The 16696-nt window shown below is 67.4% G+C and carries 14 protein-coding genes; 2 read left to right on the top strand and 12 right to left on the bottom strand.

The window, feature by feature from the left end:
• Window positions 1-35: 35 nt before the first annotated feature.
• From AC06G6_RS03765 to AC06G6_RS03735, 7 genes are all read right to left on the bottom strand, one after another.
• Window positions 36-1049 (bottom strand): Gfo/Idh/MocA family protein, encoded by a 1014-nt coding sequence (locus AC06G6_RS03765; RefSeq protein ID WP_479826489.1) that lies wholly within the window; start codon window positions 1047-1049, stop codon window positions 36-38.
• 27 nt (window positions 1050-1076) lie between these two features.
• Window positions 1077-1988 (bottom strand): sugar phosphate isomerase/epimerase family protein, encoded by a 912-nt coding sequence (locus tag AC06G6_RS03760; protein WP_479826487.1) that lies wholly within the window; start codon window positions 1986-1988, stop codon window positions 1077-1079.
• 92 nt (window positions 1989-2080) lie between these two features.
• Window positions 2081-3592: a CoA-acylating methylmalonate-semialdehyde dehydrogenase gene (locus tag AC06G6_RS03755; protein ID WP_479826485.1), complete on the bottom strand. Its 1512-nt coding sequence runs from the start codon at window positions 3590-3592 to the stop codon at window positions 2081-2083.
• A 47-nt stretch (window positions 3593-3639) separates the two neighbouring features.
• Window positions 3640-5568 carry a 3D-(3,5/4)-trihydroxycyclohexane-1,2-dione acylhydrolase (decyclizing) gene (gene iolD / locus AC06G6_RS03750; protein ID WP_479826483.1) on the bottom strand — a complete coding sequence of 643 codons (1929 nt, stop codon included), beginning with the start codon at window positions 5566-5568 and terminating at the stop codon, window positions 3640-3642.
• Window positions 5569-5607: 39 nt separating this feature from the next.
• On the bottom strand, window positions 5608-6573 hold the full coding sequence (locus AC06G6_RS03745; protein WP_479826481.1) for a Cgl0159 family (beta/alpha)8-fold protein: 966 nt from the start codon (window positions 6571-6573) through the stop codon (window positions 5608-5610).
• Entirely contained in the window at window positions 6570-7571 is a 1002-nt protein-coding gene (gene iolC, locus AC06G6_RS03740) for a 5-dehydro-2-deoxygluconokinase (RefSeq protein WP_479826479.1), read from the bottom strand. The genes AC06G6_RS03745 and iolC overlap by 4 nt, the downstream gene beginning before the upstream one ends.
• A gap of 217 nt (window positions 7572-7788) precedes the next feature.
• Window positions 7789-8193, bottom strand: a complete 405-nt coding sequence (locus AC06G6_RS03735; RefSeq protein ID WP_479826477.1) for a tautomerase family protein — start codon at window positions 8191-8193, stop codon at window positions 7789-7791.
• A 293-nt stretch (window positions 8194-8486) separates the two neighbouring features.
• Here AC06G6_RS03735 and AC06G6_RS03730 point away from each other — a divergent pair, with 293 nt between their 5' ends.
• Window positions 8487-8849, top strand: coding sequence for an ArsR/SmtB family transcription factor (locus AC06G6_RS03730; RefSeq protein WP_479826475.1), 363 nt, complete (start codon window positions 8487-8489; stop codon window positions 8847-8849).
• Window positions 8846-9328, top strand: a complete 483-nt coding sequence (locus AC06G6_RS03725) for an SRPBCC family protein (protein WP_479826473.1) — start codon at window positions 8846-8848, stop codon at window positions 9326-9328. Before AC06G6_RS03730 ends, AC06G6_RS03725 begins: the two co-directional genes overlap by 4 nt.
• A 185-nt stretch (window positions 9329-9513) precedes the next feature.
• Here the strand turns inward: AC06G6_RS03725 and sucD are convergent, their stop codons facing one another.
• From sucD to pcrA, 5 genes are all read right to left on the bottom strand, one after another.
• Window positions 9514-10416: a succinate--CoA ligase subunit alpha gene (gene sucD / locus AC06G6_RS03720; protein ID WP_307463597.1), complete on the bottom strand. Its 903-nt coding sequence runs from the start codon at window positions 10414-10416 to the stop codon at window positions 9514-9516.
• A gap of 12 nt (window positions 10417-10428) precedes the next feature.
• The gene (gene sucC, locus AC06G6_RS03715) at window positions 10429-11598 is read right to left on the bottom strand and encodes an ADP-forming succinate--CoA ligase subunit beta (RefSeq protein WP_307463594.1); all 1170 of its coding nucleotides are present in this window, start codon (window positions 11596-11598) and stop codon (window positions 10429-10431) included.
• A gap of 225 nt (window positions 11599-11823) precedes the next feature.
• Complete coding sequence (locus tag AC06G6_RS03710; protein WP_479826470.1) at window positions 11824-12531, bottom strand: hypothetical protein; 708 nt, start codon at window positions 12529-12531, stop codon at window positions 11824-11826.
• 73 nt (window positions 12532-12604) lie between these two features.
• The gene (locus tag AC06G6_RS03705) at window positions 12605-13933 is read right to left on the bottom strand and encodes a glycosyltransferase (protein ID WP_479826468.1); all 1329 of its coding nucleotides are present in this window, start codon (window positions 13931-13933) and stop codon (window positions 12605-12607) included.
• Between the two features lie 8 nt (window positions 13934-13941).
• Window positions 13942-16458, bottom strand: a complete 2517-nt coding sequence (gene pcrA / locus AC06G6_RS03700) for a DNA helicase PcrA (RefSeq protein ID WP_479828524.1) — start codon at window positions 16456-16458, stop codon at window positions 13942-13944.
• Between the last annotated feature and the right edge of the window lie 238 nt (window positions 16459-16696).

The following is a 16696-nucleotide window of genomic DNA, read 5'->3' as shown; positions in this document are numbered from 1 at the left end:
GGAGACCGCGGCCCCCAACACGTTCGTCCTGGCGGTTAGCGGTAAAGGTCGGGCTTGGCGTTCAGCTTCACGGCGACCTTTTCGCCGCTCTTCTGCGCCTCGACGCCGGCCTCGCAGCAGGCGGCGGTGGCGTACCCGTCCCAGGCCGTCGGGCCGCCGATTTCACCGCGCAGGGCGGCGTCCACCCAGGACTGGATTTCGACGTCGTACGCGGCGCCGAAGCGCTCCTCGAAGCCGGGGGTGATGGTGCCGCCCCAGCGGCCGTTGCTGCGGGTGTAGGGCCCCTTGTCCCCGCCGATGCTGACAATGCCGTCCTCGAAGGAGGCCTGGGTGGCCACCTCGTAGCCGAACTTGGCGTTGACGTAGATCTCGACGTCGGCCAGGACGCCGGATTCGGTTTCGATCAGCACGTGCTGCGGGTCGTGCTGGCCGGAAGGGGCGTTCCGGGTGGCCTTGCCGAGGCGGACCTGGACGGACGTGATTTCCTCGCCGGTGAAGTAGCGGATCGCGTCGAATTCGTGGACCACGGAGTCGTTGATCAGCATCTCGTTGGTGAAGCCGGCCGGGGTGGTGGGGTTGCGGTGCTGGTGGTGCAGCATCAGCAGTTCGCCGAGTTCGGAGTCGCGGATGATCTTCCCGAGGGCGGCGTATTCGGCGTCGAAGCGGCGCATGAAGCCGACCTGGATGCGCTTGCAGCCCAGTTTCTGCTCGGCCTCGACAATCTTCCAGGAGGTCTCGGCATCCGGGGTGAGCGGCTTCTCGCAGAGGATCGGGATGTCCTTGGCGATCGCCTTGAGCAGGATGTCCTCGTGCAGGAAGCCGGGGGTGGCGATCAGCACGGCGTTGACGTCGCCGTTGTTGAGGGCCTCGTCGGCGTCGGCCAGGGCGACGGCGCCCGGGATGCCTTCGATGGCGGCCTGCGCACGGGCGAGGTCGACGTCGACGACGGCGGCAACTTCCGCGCCGTGGATGCGGATGTTGAGCCGCTGGATGTGGTCTGCGCCCATACGGCCGGCGCCAATGACAGCTACGCGGAGGGTCTTGGTCATGGTCTTGTCCTCAGTTCTGGTTGACGTCTAGTTGACGGCGGTGCGGGAGCCGCAGGAAAGCAGGTAGTTCCGGGTGCGCTTGGCGATCGGCATCGGGACGTCGAAGGCCACGGGGTACATGTCCTGCTCCACGATGCCAAAGATCGGCCGGTTCAGCGCCTCGACGGCTTCGATGACGGCGCGCAGGTCCGGCAGGCCGTTCGGCGGTTCGGTCATCACGCCGGCCAGGTTGGCGGCGGCCCAGGTCATGTTTTCCGCGTTGACCTTTCTGAGGATGTCCGGGTTGATCTGCTTGAGGTGCAGGTAGCCGATCCGGTCCGGGTAGTTCTTGATCAGCTCCAGGCTCGAGGCCCCGCAGTACTCGGCGTGCCCGGTGTCCAGGCACAGGTTGAGGTACTGGCCGTCCGTGGCGCCGAGCAGGGTCTCGATGTCCTCCTGCGCGCCGACGTGGGAGTCGGCGTGGGAGTGGAACTGCTGCTTCAGGCCGAAGTCCTCCAGCAGGGTCTTGCCGAGGCGGTTGTGCCCGGCGAAGAGGTCGGCCCAGGCCTTCTCGGTGAGCTCGCCGCTTTCCACGGCCTCGCCGGTGACGTCGTCGCGCCACATGGCGGGGATGACCACCATGTGTTCCCCGCCCATCGCGGCGGTGAGTTCTGCGACCTTGCGGGCCGGTTCCCACGCGGTTTCCCACTGGTCCAGGCCGCGGTGGAAGGCGGTGAACACGGTGCCGGCCGAGATCTGCAGGTCGCGGGCCTTGAGCTCCTCGGCGAGCCGTGCGGGGTCGGTGGGGAGGTAGCCGTAGGGGCCCAGTTCAATCCACTTGTAGCCGGACTCGGCGACCTCGTCGAGGAACCGTTCCCACGGGGTCTGCCTGGGGTCATCCGGAAACCAGACGCCCCAGGAGTCCGGCGCGGTGCCGATGATCAGCTTGTTCTCAGTCATTGCCATTCCTTCTCATCGATTGCTCCGCAGGTGCCGTTTTGGACGCTCAAAACGGCGGTTGCGGAGCAGTCGATTGGGGGTAGTCGGGACGCTCAGTTGGACGGGAAGTTGTAGGAGGCGCCGGAGGCGTGGGTGGGTTCGGGCCAGCGTGAGGTGACCACCTTGCCACGGGTGTAGAAGGACACACCCTCCGGGCCGTACATGTGCTTGTCGCCGAAGAGCGAGGCCTTCCAGCCGCCGAAGGAGTGGTACGCCACCGGGACGGGCAGCGGGACGTTGATGCCGATCATGCCGACGGTGACGGAGCGCTGGAACTTGCGGGCGTTGGCGCCGGAGGAGGTGAAGATGGCGGTGCCGTTGCCGTAGGGGTTGGCGTTGATCAGCGCGATGCCGGCGTCCAGGTCCTCGACGCGGACGACGACGAGGACGGGTCCGAAGATCTCCTCGCTGTAGGCGGTCATTTCGGTCTTGACGTGGTCCAGGACGGTGGGGCCGACCCAGAAGCCGTCCTCGTGGCCGGGGACGACGAGGTCGCGGCCGTCCACCACCATCGCCGCTCCCGCGGCTTCGGCTTCGGTGACGATCTTCACGATGCGGTCCTTGGACGCCGGGGTGATGACCGGGCCCATTTCGGCGTCAGGCACGGTGCCGTTGTTGACCTTGACGGCCAGGGCGCGCTCCTCGACCTTCTTGACCAGCAGGTCGGCGGCCTCGCCGACGGCGACGGCGACCGAGATGGCCATGCACCGTTCCCCCGCGGAGCCGAAGGCGGCCGCGGCGAGGTGGTCCGCGGCGTTGTCGAGGTCGGCGTCGGGCATGATGATGGCGTGGTTCTTCGCGCCGCCCAGGGCCTGGACGCGCTTGCCGTGCTTGGTGGCGGTCTCGTGGACGTACTGGGCGATCGGGGTGGAGCCGACGAAGGAGATGCCGTCCACGTCCGGGTGGGTCAGGAGGCCCTCGACGGTTTCCTTGTCCCCGTGCAGGACCTGGAAGACGCCGTCGGGCAGGCCCGCGTCCTTCCACAGCTTGGCCAGCAGCATCGAGGCGGAGGGATCCCGCTCGGAGGGCTTGAGGATGAAGGCGTTGCCCGTGGCGATCGCCATCGGCGCCATCCACAGCGGCACCATGACCGGGAAGTTGAACGGAGTGATGCCGGCGACGACGCCCAGCGGTTCGCGGAACGAGAACACATCGATGCCGGTGGAGACCTGATCCGAGTAGTCGCCCTTGAGCAGCTGCGGGATGCCGCAGGCGAACTCGATGACCTCCAGGCCGCGGCCGATCTCGCCCTTGGCATCGGAGAGGACCTTGCCGTGCTCGGCGGTGATCAGTTCGGCGAGCTCGTCGACGTGGGCCGCGACAAGTTCGCGGAATTTGAACAGCACGTTGGTGCGCTTGGCCAGGGAAATGTCGCCCCAGCTGTCGGCGGCGGCGCGGGCGGCGGCGACGGTGGCGTCCAGGTCCGCCCGGTTGGCCAGCCGCAGCTCTGCGGTGACGGCGCCGGTGGCGGGGTTGTAGACAGGCTGGGTGCGGGTTCCGTCACCGGCGGACTCAGCGCCGTTGATGAAGTGGTGGATGGTTTTGGTGGTGGTGAGGGTGCTCATGGAATGTCCTTGGGGGTCGGGATCTGGGGTGGCTGAGGAAGCCGGGGTCAGCCGAGCAGCTTGCGCTGGCGGCTCTTGTGGTCGACGTAGGTCTGGAAGGCCTGCTTCGTGGAGTCGAGCTCGGAGACCTGGGAGACCGGAACGTCCCACCAGGACTCGGAGCTGGGGGCGTCCAGCAGCGGGTCGGATTCAACGTGGATGAGGATCGGGCCGCCGCGTTCGGGCGCCGCCTTGGCGTCGCGGACGGCCTGTTCCAGCTCGGCGATGACCTTCTCCCCCGGTTCGATCCGGATCACCTTCACGCCGAGGCTTTCGGCGTTCAGCGCCAGGTCCACGGGGAGCCGCTCGCCGTCGTCGAAGCTGTGCTGGTCCTCGTCGAGGGCGCGGTACTGGGTGCCGAAGCGCTGGGAGCCGAGCGATTCGGAGAGCGAGCCGATCGAGGCGTAGCCGTGGTTCTGGATCAGGACCACGATCAGCTTGATCCGTTCGGCGACGGCGGTGACGAGTTCGGTGTGCATCATGAGGTAGGAACCGTCCCCCACCATCACAACGACGTCGCGCTGCGCCCCGCCCCTCGCGGCTTCGGCCAGTGCCGCGCGCTTGACGCCGAGGCCGCCGGGAATCTCGTATCCCATGCAGGAATAGGCATATTCGACGTGGTAGCCGAACGGGTCCCGGGCGCGCCACATCTTGTGCAGGTCCCCGGGGAGGGACCCGGCGGCGCAGATGACCACGTCCTGGGCGTCCATGGCCCGGCTCGTGGCGCCGATGATCTCGTTCTGGGCCGGCAGCGGGGTGAAGCGGGTGTCGAAGGCCTCGTCGACGGTGGCGTCCCAGCGGGCCTTCTCGGCCGCGATCCGCTGCTCCAGGTCCGCGCCGATCCGGTAGCCGCCGAGGGCCTGGTTCAGCTTGACCAGGGCCTTGCGGGCGTCCGCGACGATCGGCAGGGAGGTGCCGTGCTTGTAGGCGTCGATCGCGGCGACGTTGATGTTGATGAACTTCACGTCCGGGTTCTGGAACGCGGTCCGGGACGCGGTGGTGAAGTCCTCGTAGCGGGTGCCGATGCCGATGATCAGGTCCGCGTCGGCGGCGATGGCGTTGGCCGCCGTCGTGCCGGTGGAGCCGATCGCACCGAGGGAGAACTTGTGGTCCCAGGGCAGGACGCCGACGCCGGCCTGGGTGTTGCCGACCGGGATGCCGGTCAGCTCGGCGAACCTTGCGAGCTCCTCGTTGGCGTAGGCGTAGAGGACGCCGCCGCCGGCGATGATGAGCGGGCGTTTGGCGGCGCGGATGGCGTCGGCGGCGCGGCGGATGTCCGCGTCGTCGGCGTCCGGGCGGCGGATCCGCCATTCGCGTTCGGCGAGGAACTCCCCGGGCACGTCGAAGGCCTCGGCCTGGACGTCCTGGGGCAGCGAGATGGTCACGGCGCCGGTCTCGGCCGGGTCCGTCAGCACCCGGAGGCCGTGGTGGAACGCGGAGAACAGCTGCTCGGGCCGGTTCACGCGGTCGAAGAACTTGGACAGCGGACGGAAGGCGTCGTTGACCGTGATGTCGTAGGCGTAGGGCTGCTCAAGCTGCTGCAGGACGGGGTCCGCGGCGCGGGTGGCGAAGGTGTCGCTCGGCAGCAGGAGCACGGGCAGCCGGTTGGTGGTAGCCAGCGCGGCGCCGGTGAGCAGGTTCGAGGACCCCGGCCCGATCGAGGTGCTGATCGCGAAGGTCTGCCGGCGCCGGGTGTGCCGGGCGTAGCCGACGGCCTGGTGCGCCTGGGCCTGTTCGTTCCGGCCCTGGTAGTACGGCATGATCGTGGGGTCGAGCTGCTGGTACTGCTTGAGGGCCTGGCCGACGCCGGCGACGTTGCCGTGGCCGAAGATCCCGAAGGTGCCCGGGATCAGCCGTTCGCGGAAGTCCACACCGCCGATCGAATCGACGGTGTACTGCTGGGACAGGTATTCCACGACCGCCTGCGCGACGGTCATTCTGCGTGTTCCTGAGGCAGTTCTGGTTCCCATGGGACGTTACTCCGATACTTCTGCGGCGCGGGCGGATGCGGGGCGGGCGGATGCGGTGTGGTGCAGCAGCGAGGCGGCGGTTGCCACGGCCCCGGCCACGTCGCCGTCCTGCGGGTAGAGCAGGGTCCGGCCGACGGTCAGGCCCTGGACGCCCGGCAGCGCGAGGGCTGCTTCCCAGCTCGCGAAGACGTCGTCCTGGCTGCTGTCCGGGTCGCCGCCGAGGAGCACGGTGGGCATTGTGGTGGACGCCATGACGCGTTCCATTTCGGCCACCACCGGGAGCTTCATCCAGGTGTAGGCGCTGGTGGAGCCAAGGCCTTCGGCGATCGCGACGGATTTGATGACGGCGTTGGTGGAGAGGTCGTTGCGGACCCTGCCGTTCTCCCAGAGGGACAGGAACGGCTCGACCATCGCGATGAGCTTGCGCCCGGCAAGGGAGTCGATCGCCTTGGCGGTGGCTTCCAGGGTGGCCACGGTGTCCGGGTCGCCCAGGCAGATGCGCGTGAGCATCTTGCCGCCGTCGGCGCCCAGCGCCTCGAGGGCGGCCGCGGTGTGGCCGGTGAAGCGGTCATCGAGTTCGTTGACCAGCCCGGAGAGACCGCCGCGGTTCATCGAGCCGAAGAGCAGCTTGCCCTCGAGAGCGCCGAGCAGGAGCAGGTCGTCCATGATGTCCGGGGAGGCCAGTACGCCGTCGACGTCGGGATTGGCCAGGGCGATCTGGAGCCGGTCCAGCAGCTGCCGGCGGTCGGCCATCGCCACGGGGTCACTGCCGACGGCGAGGGCGCCGCGGGCCGGGTGGTCGGCGGCGACGATGAAGTTCTGCTTGCCGGCCTTGACGCCGGGGTGGCGGCGGCGGGCCTTCGCGGCGCGGGCGATCGCGTCGGGGTCCTCGAGCCGGATGATGCTCAGGTGTTCGTAGCGGCGGGGATCATCGTCCACCGCGAGGGTGGCGGCGGCGGGGTTGACACTCACAGGGTTGCTCCTTCGGTGGCGTAGGTGCCCGGTACGAGACGGCCGCGTTCGGCGAGCAGGCCGGTGACTTCGTCCGGCGTCGGCATCGCGTCGGCGCAGGACAGCCGGGAGGCGACCAGCGCGCCGGCGGCGTTGGCGAAGTCGAGGACCTGGGCGAGCGGCCAGCCGGAGAGCAGCCCGTGGCAGAACGCTCCGCCGAAGGAGTCGCCGGCGCCCAGGCCGTTGACGGTTTCCACCGGCACCGGGGCGGAGACGACGCGCTCGGTGCGGGTTTTGGCCATGACGCCTTCCGGGCCGAGTTTGACGACGGCGATCTCGACGCCGGCCGCGAGGAGCCGGTCCGCCTGTTCGTCCGGGGTGCCTTCGCCGACGGCGACGGCGCATTCCTTGTCGTTGCCGATGGCCACGGTGACGTGCGGGAGGATCCTGGCGACCTGTTCCCGGGCTTCGGCTTCGGAGGCCCAGAACATCGGCCGGTAGTCGAGGTCCAGGATGGTGAACTGGCCGGGCTTCAGCCCGGTGCGGGGCCGCGCCTCGTGGGCCGCGAGATGGGCGGTGCGGCTGGGCTCCTGGCAGAGGCCGGTGACGGTGGACCAGAAGATGCCGGCATCCCTGATGGCCTCCAGGTCCAGCTCCTCGGCGTTGATCTGCAGGTCCGGGGCCGTGGGGAAGCGCCCGTAGAAGTAGAGCGGGAAGTCCTCCGGCGGCTTGATCGCGCAGAACGTGACGGCGGTGGGCCATTCCTTGACCGCGGTGACGAAGGAATCGTCCACGTTGAACTTGCGCAGTTCGCGGTGCAGGTAGCGGCCGAAGGCGTCGTCGCCGGTGCGGGTGATGACAGCGGTGCGGCGGCCGTGGCGGGCGGCGGCGACCGCGACGTTGGACGGTGATCCGCCAAGGTACTTTCCGAAGGACGTGACATCCTCCAGATCCACCCCGATGTCGTTCGGGTAGATATCAACGCTGATGCGCCCGATCGTGAGCAGTTCGTGGGTCACGGTGATCGCGGACCTTTCTGGTGTGAACTCGGTACCTTTGCGCAGCCTGAGCTTCGGTGCTTAGGAAGCCGGCGTGAGCCGGGCCACATCCACTACTCTGCCCTAGAATCCATGTACTGTCAAAGGTTTGTACTGACATATTTACAACTTGACACTGAGGGGCTAAATGCCCGCACGTCGCGGCCGTTTTTGGCGGCAGCCGATACGCCACGGCGGGCTATCTGCTGGGCACACCCAGCTCGCCGGTGACGTACTGCGCCCGGCCGAAACCGAACGACCAGTCCCCCGCAGTGTTCTCGACATAGCCGATGAACACGTCCTCGCCGGCGACCCCGACCGCGGCCAGCTTTTCCGCAATGGCGGCAAACAGCGACTCCTTGGCCTCCTGGCTCCGTCCGGCCTGGGTGAAGATCTGGATCATCACCACGTCCGGCGTCCGCTCGAAGCCGAGGCCAGCGTCCTGGGCCAGGATCTGCCCCGCGGGATGTTCGGTCAGGACGTGGAAATAGTCCCGCTCCGGAATGCCGTATTCGGCCACAATAGCGTCGTGGATTCCCCGGCTGAGCGCCTGGAGCTGCTCCGGGGTCCGGCCCTGGTTGACGTCGATTCGCACGAGTGGCACTCGTTACTCCTTCATTAGTTTGTCCTGACATACTAACAAAGCTCGAATCGCCGACGCAAGAGCGGCCAACAGCGGCGCGCGGTCACTGCGCGTCCGCCCAGGGTCGCGGGATGGGCGCGCAGCAACCCCGCACCGGACTCTTGCGCGGGCCGGGGGCCAGGCGTAGCGTTAACAACCTAGAGATTGATCAATGATGTGGTTGATTACGCGATTGAACACAGGTTCATTACGCGGTTGATTAGCAGTTGACGAACAGATTCACTGTTGAATCCGGGACGGGAGGTGGGCACCCAGTGGACGAACGCGACGACGATCAGCTCGACCTGGCCTTCCTGGCCCTCGCCGATCCGATCCGTCGCCGCATCATCTCCCGGCTCAGCCGGGGCCCGGCCACCGTGAATGATTTGGCGGAACCTTTCGCGATCACCAAGCAGGCGGTCTCGAAACACATCCAGGTCCTCGAGCAGGCGCAGCTGGTCACGCGCACCCGTGACGCCCAGCGCCGGCCCGTCCACCTGAACCCCGCACGGCTGGAGGCGCTCACCGCCTGGATCGACCAGTACCGGCTGGTCCGCGAGGAGCAGTTCCGCAGCCTGGACGCCGTGCTCCAATCAAACGCCGCGGCACGCGGCACACCGGCAGAGGAGTCATCATGACCAACGCCCTGAAACTCAGTGTCCCGGAGGGACTGCCCTTCATCGATTGCGAGCGGGAGTTCGACTTTCCCGTCGCCGACGTGTTCCGGGCCCACAAAGAGCCCGCCCTCGTCGCCCAGTGGCTCGGCCCGCGGCGGCTGAAGATGGACATCGACCACTACGATTTCCGGACCGGCGGCAGCTACCGCTACACCCACACGGGACCGGACGGCGCCGCCTACGGCTTCAACGGCGTCTTCCACACGGTCCGGGAAAACGACTTCGCCATCCAGACCTTCGAGTTCGACGGCTACCCGGACGTCGTCAGCATCGAGTTCCTCACCTTCGAGGATCTCGGCGGCGGACGCACCCGGCTGAAGGCCCACGGCGTCTATCCGAGCATGGAGGCCCGCGACGGCATGGCGCAGTCCGGCATGGAAGGCGGGCTGACCGAAGGCTACGAACGGCTCGACGAACTCCTGGCCGGCGCCAAAGTCTGAGGCCCGGCCCCGGCAGAACGGGCTAAGCGGGAAAGCACGACGGCGGCAGGCCACCTCCCCGGGGAAGGTGGCCTGCCGCCGTCGTGCTTAAACAAACAACGCAGGGTCACCTCCGGTCCATCCCAGCGAGTGGGACGGGCCGGAGATGACCCCGCGTTGTGTTGGTGCTGGGTGGTGCTTCGGCCCTAGAGGGTTGCGAAGACCTCGCGCAGGAGCTTGGCGGTCTCGGACGGCGTCTTGCCGACCTTGACCCCGGCAGCCTCGAGGGCTTCCTTCTTGGCCTGGGCGGTGCCCGCGGAGCCGGAGACGATGGCGCCTGCGTGGCCCATGGTCTTGCCTTCCGGGGCGGTGAAGCCTGCGACGTAGCCAACAACCGGCTTCGTGACGTGTGCCTTGATGTAGTCGGCGGCACGCTCTTCGGCGTCGCCGCCGATTTCGCCGATCATAACGATCGCCTTGGTTTCCGGGTCAGCCTCGAAGGCTTCGAGCGCATCGATGTGGGTGGTGCCGATGACCGGGTCGCCGCCGATGCCGATGGCGGTGGAGAAGCCCAGGTCGCGCAGTTCGTACATCATCTGGTAGGTCAGGGTGCCTGACTTGGAGACGAGGCCGATGGGGCCCTTGCCCGTGATGTTGGCCGGGGTGATGCCCACGAGGGCCTCGCCGGGGGTGATGATGCCGGGGCAGTTCGGTCCGATGATGCGCGTGACCTGCTTGCCGTTGGCGTCGACCTTGGACTGTGCCAGGGCCCAGAACTCTGCAGAGTCCTGTACCGGCACGCCTTCGGTGATGACGACGACCAGGCCGATGCCGGCCTCGATCGCCTCAACGACGGCGTCCTTGGTGAAGGCCGGGGGGACGAAGACGATGGAGACGTCAGCGCCGGTCTCGGCCATGGCTTCCTTGACGGTGCCGAAAACGGTGATCTCGGTGTCGCCGTGCAGGACGGTCGAGCCGGCCTTGCGGGCGTTGACGCCGCCGACGACATTGGTGCCGGCCTTCAGCATCAGGGCGGTGTGTTTGGTGCCTTCGCCGCCGGTGATGCCCTGGACGATGACCTTGGAGTCCTTGTTCAGATAAATAGACATAGTCGAGTCCCTTTACTTCGCTGCGTTGGCGAGCTCGGCAGCCTTGTCGGCGCCCTCGTCCATGGTGGCGGCCAGGGTAACCAGCGGGTGGTTGGCCTCGGCCAGGATGCGGCGGCCTTCCTCAACGTTGTTGCCGTCGAGGCGGACTACCAGCGGCTTGTTCGCGGAGTGGCCCAGCTCGGCCAGGGCACCGACGATGCCCTTGGCGACGGCGTCACAGGCGGTGATGCCGCCGAAGACGTTGACGAAGACGGACTTGACCTGCGGGTCGCCCAGGATGACGTCGAGGCCTGCTGCCATGACCTCGGCGGAAGCTCCACCGCCGATGTCCAGGAAGTTGGCGGGCTTGACGCCGCCGTGGTTCTCGCCGGCGTAGGCGACGACGTCGAGCGTGGACATGACCAGGCCGGCACCGTTACCGATGATGCCGACGGAGCCGTCCAGCTTGACGTAGTTGAGGTCCTGCGCCTTGGCCTTGGCCTCGAGCGGGTCAGCAGCGTCCTTGTCTTCAAGGTGCGCGTGCTTGGGGTGGCGGAAGCCGGCGTTCTCGTCGAGGGAGACCTTGCCGTCGAGGGCAACGATGTCACCGGCGCCGGTCAGGACCAGCGGGTTGACCTCCACGAGGGTGGCGTCTTCCTTCTTGAAAACGTCCCAGAGCTTCAGGATGACGCCGGCGACCTTGCCGCGCAGTTCCTCGGAGAAGCCTGCGGCGGCGACGATTTCGTCGGCCTTGGCCTGGTCGATGCCGACGGCCGGGTCGATCGCGATCTTGGCCAGGGCGTCGGGGCGCTCAACGGCGAGCTGCTCGATTTCCATGCCGCCTTCAACCGAGCACATGGCCAGGTAGTTGCGGTTGGCCCGGTCCAGAAGAACGGAGAAGTAGTATTCCTCGGCGATGTCCGCACCCTGGGCGATCATCACGCGGTGGACGGTGTGACCCTTGATGTCCATCCCGAGGATGTTGGTGGAGTGTTCAAACGCCTCGTCAGCGGTCTTGGCGACCTTGACGCCGCCGGCTTTGCCGCGGCCTCCGGCCTTGACCTGCGCCTTTACGACAGTTACGCCGCCGATTTTCTCGGCAGCTGCCTTTGCTTCTTCAGGGGTGTGCGCCACGATGCCAGCAAGCACGGGTACACCGTGCGCCTCGAACATATCGCGCGCCTGGTATTCAAACAGGTCCACGGTTTAGTGTCCTTCTACGTCGAAGTAGTTTCTGTACAGCCGGACCCCACGTTATCGCGGTTACCGGGCTGCGGAATAAACGCACCCTGCGACTGGCTTGGAAACGAGCCACACGGCGCAATGCTCCTCTTTCGAACTCTAGCCCTTCCTTGGGAGGGGCCTGTCCCAGAGTACCCGTTATGTGAGTAAGGACACTATTCTATGGAGCGTAGAAAAACCCCTAGATTACGGGGTTTTTGGGGCCTCTGATGGTGCCTGGGTGGCTGTTTTCCCGGCGTCGGAGATCAGTTCGTAACGCTCGCGCGACACGAAGAATGCGACGCCGGCGGAGACGTTTCCGCAGGCGACTCCGCCGTTGTAGGCCGAGCAGCGCAGTCCGTTGCGCTCCAGGTTCTGGCCCTCGCCGAGGACGGGAAGCTCGGATATCGGGCCCTTGCGGCTTCCCCGGGGCCCGGATTCGGCTTCCTGCTGTGTGACGCCGGAGCGGCATTCGCCGTAGCCGGCGTGCTCTGGGGTGAGCAGCGCGGCGCCGCCGAGGTATCCCAGGCCCGTCCCGCCGCAGTCGTCCGTGATGTCCTTCGCGGCCGGCGCGGGGTAGGCCGCCAGTTCGCAGTGCGCCACCGGGACGGTCGCCAGTTTGTTGTTGGCGGGGTCGGCATAGCCGTTCTGCTCATACGGCAGGTTCACGTGCTCGCCGCGGGCCGAGGTCAGGGAGCAGACGACGTTCCGGTCGTCGGTGACAAAGCTGAGGATGTCCTGGCCCACGGCATACGTGGCCGCATCGGCGAGCGGCGCCTGCGTGAGCTGCTCGAGGGCAGGCAGCGGTGCGGGCGGGACATAGTCCGGGTCCTTGTGCGTGACGGTGCACGCCGTGGCCGCCAGCAGGATGAGGGCGGCCAGGATCCCCAGAAGTGTCCGTCGCATGGGCTCCATTATGCCTGCAGGGACGGCGTGCAACGGCGGCTGTCGGCGTCAGCCCCGATGCCGGGGGCTTCCGGGTGCTGCGTCAGCCCGCGACGGCGGCTTTGATGACCTCGACGGCGGCGCCGACACTGTCGTCGGCCTCGAACTGCCCCCGCATCGCCTGCGCCCGTTCCCGCCAGGCCGGATCGCCCAGCACGGTGTCGACGGCGGAGCGGATCGCAGCGGCGCTGGGGTTCTCAGTCTTGAGGTTCACCCCGACGCCGGCGTATGCCACCCGAGCATTGACGTCGCTCTTGCCCTCGTTGAGTCCCGCCGTCACCAGGGGAACGCCGTGGGACAGGCTCAACAGCACCCCGCCGAATCCGCCGTTGGTGACGAACACGTCCGTGAAGGGAAAGACCCGGGCAAAGTCGACGTAGTCCTCGACAACCACGTTGGGCTGCGGATACCGCCGTCGCAGAGCTTCGGTGTTCGCACCGCCACTCGCCACGACGATAAGCGAGTCCGTGTCTTTCAGCGCCTCGATGGTGGGGATGATCAGTTTGGCCGGGTCCCTGTTGTCAACGGTTCCCTGGGTGACGACGACGGTCCGGCGGTAGGTTCCGTGCGCCGCCGTCGGCTGCCGGATGTCCGCGGCGGCAGCGTCCGCGGAGGCTGGAGCGGTCGTCGCGGCCGGGTCAACGGCCGCCCGGTACGGCAGCAACGCGCCAACGTAGTGGACTTTCGGGTTGATGTTCCGCCGCGGGAAGTCCAGCGACGCGGTGCCCGTCTGGATGATCGCGTGCGACCACCGGTAGGTCTCGTCGGTGATCGGGGTCCCCTTGGGGGTCACGAGACCGTAGCCCCGGAGCTGCCGCGCGTAGCTGGTCCGCGCCGGTTTGGTGACGATCTGCTCCGAGACCAGCCGCGCGCCGGCATGGAGGATCTTGTCGGCCGGGGTACGCGCCGGGGAGAAGCCGAAGAACAAGGGCGGCACCAGCGGATCGCTTTCCATGTTGCCGATGGCGACGACGCTGACCACCGTTTTGTCCAGCACCACGGCGACGAGCCGCTGGATGAACATGCTGCTGTCCATCACGACGGCGTCGAACGGGAACCGCTGGTGCACGTCCCGGATGTCTTCGAAGAAATTCCCGACGTTGCTGGCGAAGATCCGCTCCCCGTCGAACCGGATGGCCATCGGTCCCTTGAGTTTTGCGCGCTGCGGGTAGAGCTCGTTGAGGTTGTCCCCGGTGTGCTCAATGGCGCGGTCGAACGGGTAGTGCGGGATGCCCAGCACGTCCAGCCTGCCCGCGAACGTGCGGCCGGTGTACCAGCCGACCTCGTGGCCCTCGTCCTTCAGACGGACGCCGATGCCGGTCATGGGATTGAAGTGTCCGGCGATGGCCTGGCTGGCCAGCAAAACTTTCATGCCTGAGTTTAGGCGTCGATCTTGGTCAGCGGGGCGTACCGGAGCAGGAGCCGCTTTTCGCCGATGCTGAACTTCACCTTCGCGACCATTTTGTCCCCCGCGCCCTCGACGGCCAGCACAGTGCCGTTGCCGAAGCTTGTGTGGTTGACCTTGTCGCCCACACTGACGGCGACGATTTCCTTCTGCGGCTGCACGCGGTTCTTGGCGATGGCGGCGGGAACGTCGGCGTTGAAACCCGCGGACGGGCTGGCCTCGGTTCCGCGGGCCGTGCCGGCCCCCCAGAAGGATCCGCCGTACCGGCTGGAGCCGATGGAGGCCCCGCCGCCCCAGCCGCCGGCCTGGCGGGTGGAGCCTTCGCGCTTCCACTCGACCAGCTCGGCCGGGATTTCCTCGATGAACTGGCTGGCGGGGTTGTACTGGCTCTGGCCCCACATACTGCGCACCTCGGAGCGGGTCAGGTAGAGGCGTTTCCGTGCCCGGGTCAGGCCCACGTACGCCAGCCGGCGTTCCTCGGCGAGTTCCTTGGGGTCGGTGGCGGAGCGCTGGTGCGGGAACAGGCCGTGCTCCATGCCGGTCAGGAACACCACCGGGAACTCGAGTCCCTTGGCGGTGTGCAGGGTCATCAGGGTGACGACGCCGAGCCGCTTGGCTTCGGCGACGGCGGCGGCCAGCTGGTCGGGGGACCCGGCCGGGGCGTCCGGGATCTGGTCGGCGTCGGCGACGAGGGAGACCCCCTCCAGGAAGGCCCCGAGCGAACCCTCGGGGTTGTCGCGCTCGTATTCACGCACGACGGCGACGAGTTCCGCGAGGTTCTCCACCCGGGACTCGTCCTGCGGGTCGGTGCTGGAGCGCAGGGTGGCGAGGTAGCCGGTCTGTTCCAGGACGGCCTCCAGGGCGGCGGCCGCGCCGGATCCGGAGGCGACCTCGGCGAGGTCGTCGAGGAGTTTCACGAAGCCCTGGACCGCGTTGACCGAACGGGTGGCCATCCCGGGCGCCTCGTCGGCGCGGCGGGCCGCGGCCATAAACGAGATCCGGTCGCGCTGTGCGAGGGAAGCCACGGCGCCTTCGGCCCGGTCGCCGATGCCGCGTTTGGGCTCGTTCAGGATGCGGCGCAGGTTGACGTCGTCGTCCGGGTTGACCAGGACCCGCAGGTAGGCGAGCGCGTCCTTGATTTCCTTGCGTTCGTAGAACCGGGTGCCGCCGACCACCTTGTAGGGCAGTCCGACGCGGACCAGGACATCCTCGATCGAGCGGGACTGGGCGTTGGTGCGGTAGAAGATCGCGACGTCGCCGGGGCGCAGATCGCCCTCGTCCTGCAGCCGGTCGATTTCCTTGGCGATGAACTGGGCCTCGTCGTGCTCGTTCTCGCCGACGTAGCCGACGATCTTCTCGCCGTCGCCTTCCGCGGTCCACAGCCGCTTCTCCGGCCGGTTGGGGTTGCGGGAGATGACCGAGTTGGCGGCGCTGAGGATGGTCTGGGTGGAGCGGTAGTTCTGCTCGAGCTTGATGGTGCGGGCATCCGGGTAGTCCTTCTCGAACTCCACAATGTTGCGGATGTCGGCGCCGCGGAAGGCGTAGATGGACTGGTCCGAGTCGCCGACAACGGTCAGTTCGGCCGCGCCGGGGCCTTCGCCCACGATCTCGCGCACCAGGGCGTACTGGGCGTGGTTGGTGTCCTGGTATTCGTCGACGAGAACGTGCCGGAAACGGCGGCGGTACGACTCGGCGAGCGCGGGGAAGGCGCGGAACATGTAGACCGTCTCGGCGATCAGGTCATCGAAGTCCATGGCGTTGGCCTGGCGCAGCCGCTGCGTATAGCCCTTGAACACCTCGGCGACGGACTGTTCGAAGGGGTCGTTGTGGTTGGCGCTGGAGGAGTAGCTGTCCGCGTCGATCAGTTCGTTCTTGAGCGCCGAAATCTTGTGCTGGATGGCCTTGGGGGCGAAGCGCTTCGGGTCGATGTCCAGGTTCTTGGCCACGAGGGTGATGAGGCGCAGCGAGTCTGCGGAGTCGTAGATGGAGAAGTTGGAGTTCAGGCCAACGTTCTTGGCTTCGCGGCGCAGGATCCGGACGCAGGAGGAGTGGAAGGTGGAGACCCACATGGTCTTGGCCCGGGGGCCTACGAGGGCTTCGACCCTCTCCCGCATTTCGGCGGCGGCCTTGTTGGTGAAGGTGATGGCGAGGATCTCGCCGTGGTGGGCGCGCCGCGTGGCGATCAGGTAGCCGATCCGGTTGCTGAGCACCCGGGTCTTGCCAGATCCGGCGCCGGCGACGATCAGCAGGGCGCTGCCGGCATGCTTGACGGCCTCTTCCTGCTGCGGGTTCAGTCCCTCGAGCAGCTCGGCCGCGCCCGGGAGCCGGTGGTGGTCCGCGTCCCCTGCAGGGTTAGGCCCGTGAACGCCGTGGGGCCCGGCATTTCCCGCGGAGTGCAGGGTCGCAGTCCCCGTTCCCGCAGGCGCTTTCGTGCTCGCCGCCGTCTTCGTGGCAGCTTGGAAGGGTCCGTCGGCGTAGGGGTCAAACAACATATCCATGGTGTTAACAAGTCTAGGCGGTGCCACTGACACCGGCGTCCGCCCCCGCGGGACATGCCCTCCCCTGCCCGCGGCCACTGGGCACAATGCCACCATGTCCATGCCCCGCCACCAACAATGAGCATGTCCCCCGGCCTTCCCAGTGCACCCCGCGGGACATGCCCTCCCCTGCCCGCGGCCACTGGGCATAAGGGCAGTATGTCCATGCTCCGCGGCCAATAATGGGCATGTC

Source organism: Arthrobacter sp. CJL-S3 (assembly GCF_056711635.1).
The sequence above is the reverse complement of the archived record's forward strand: the minus strand, read 5'-3'. Positions and strand labels throughout refer to the sequence as shown.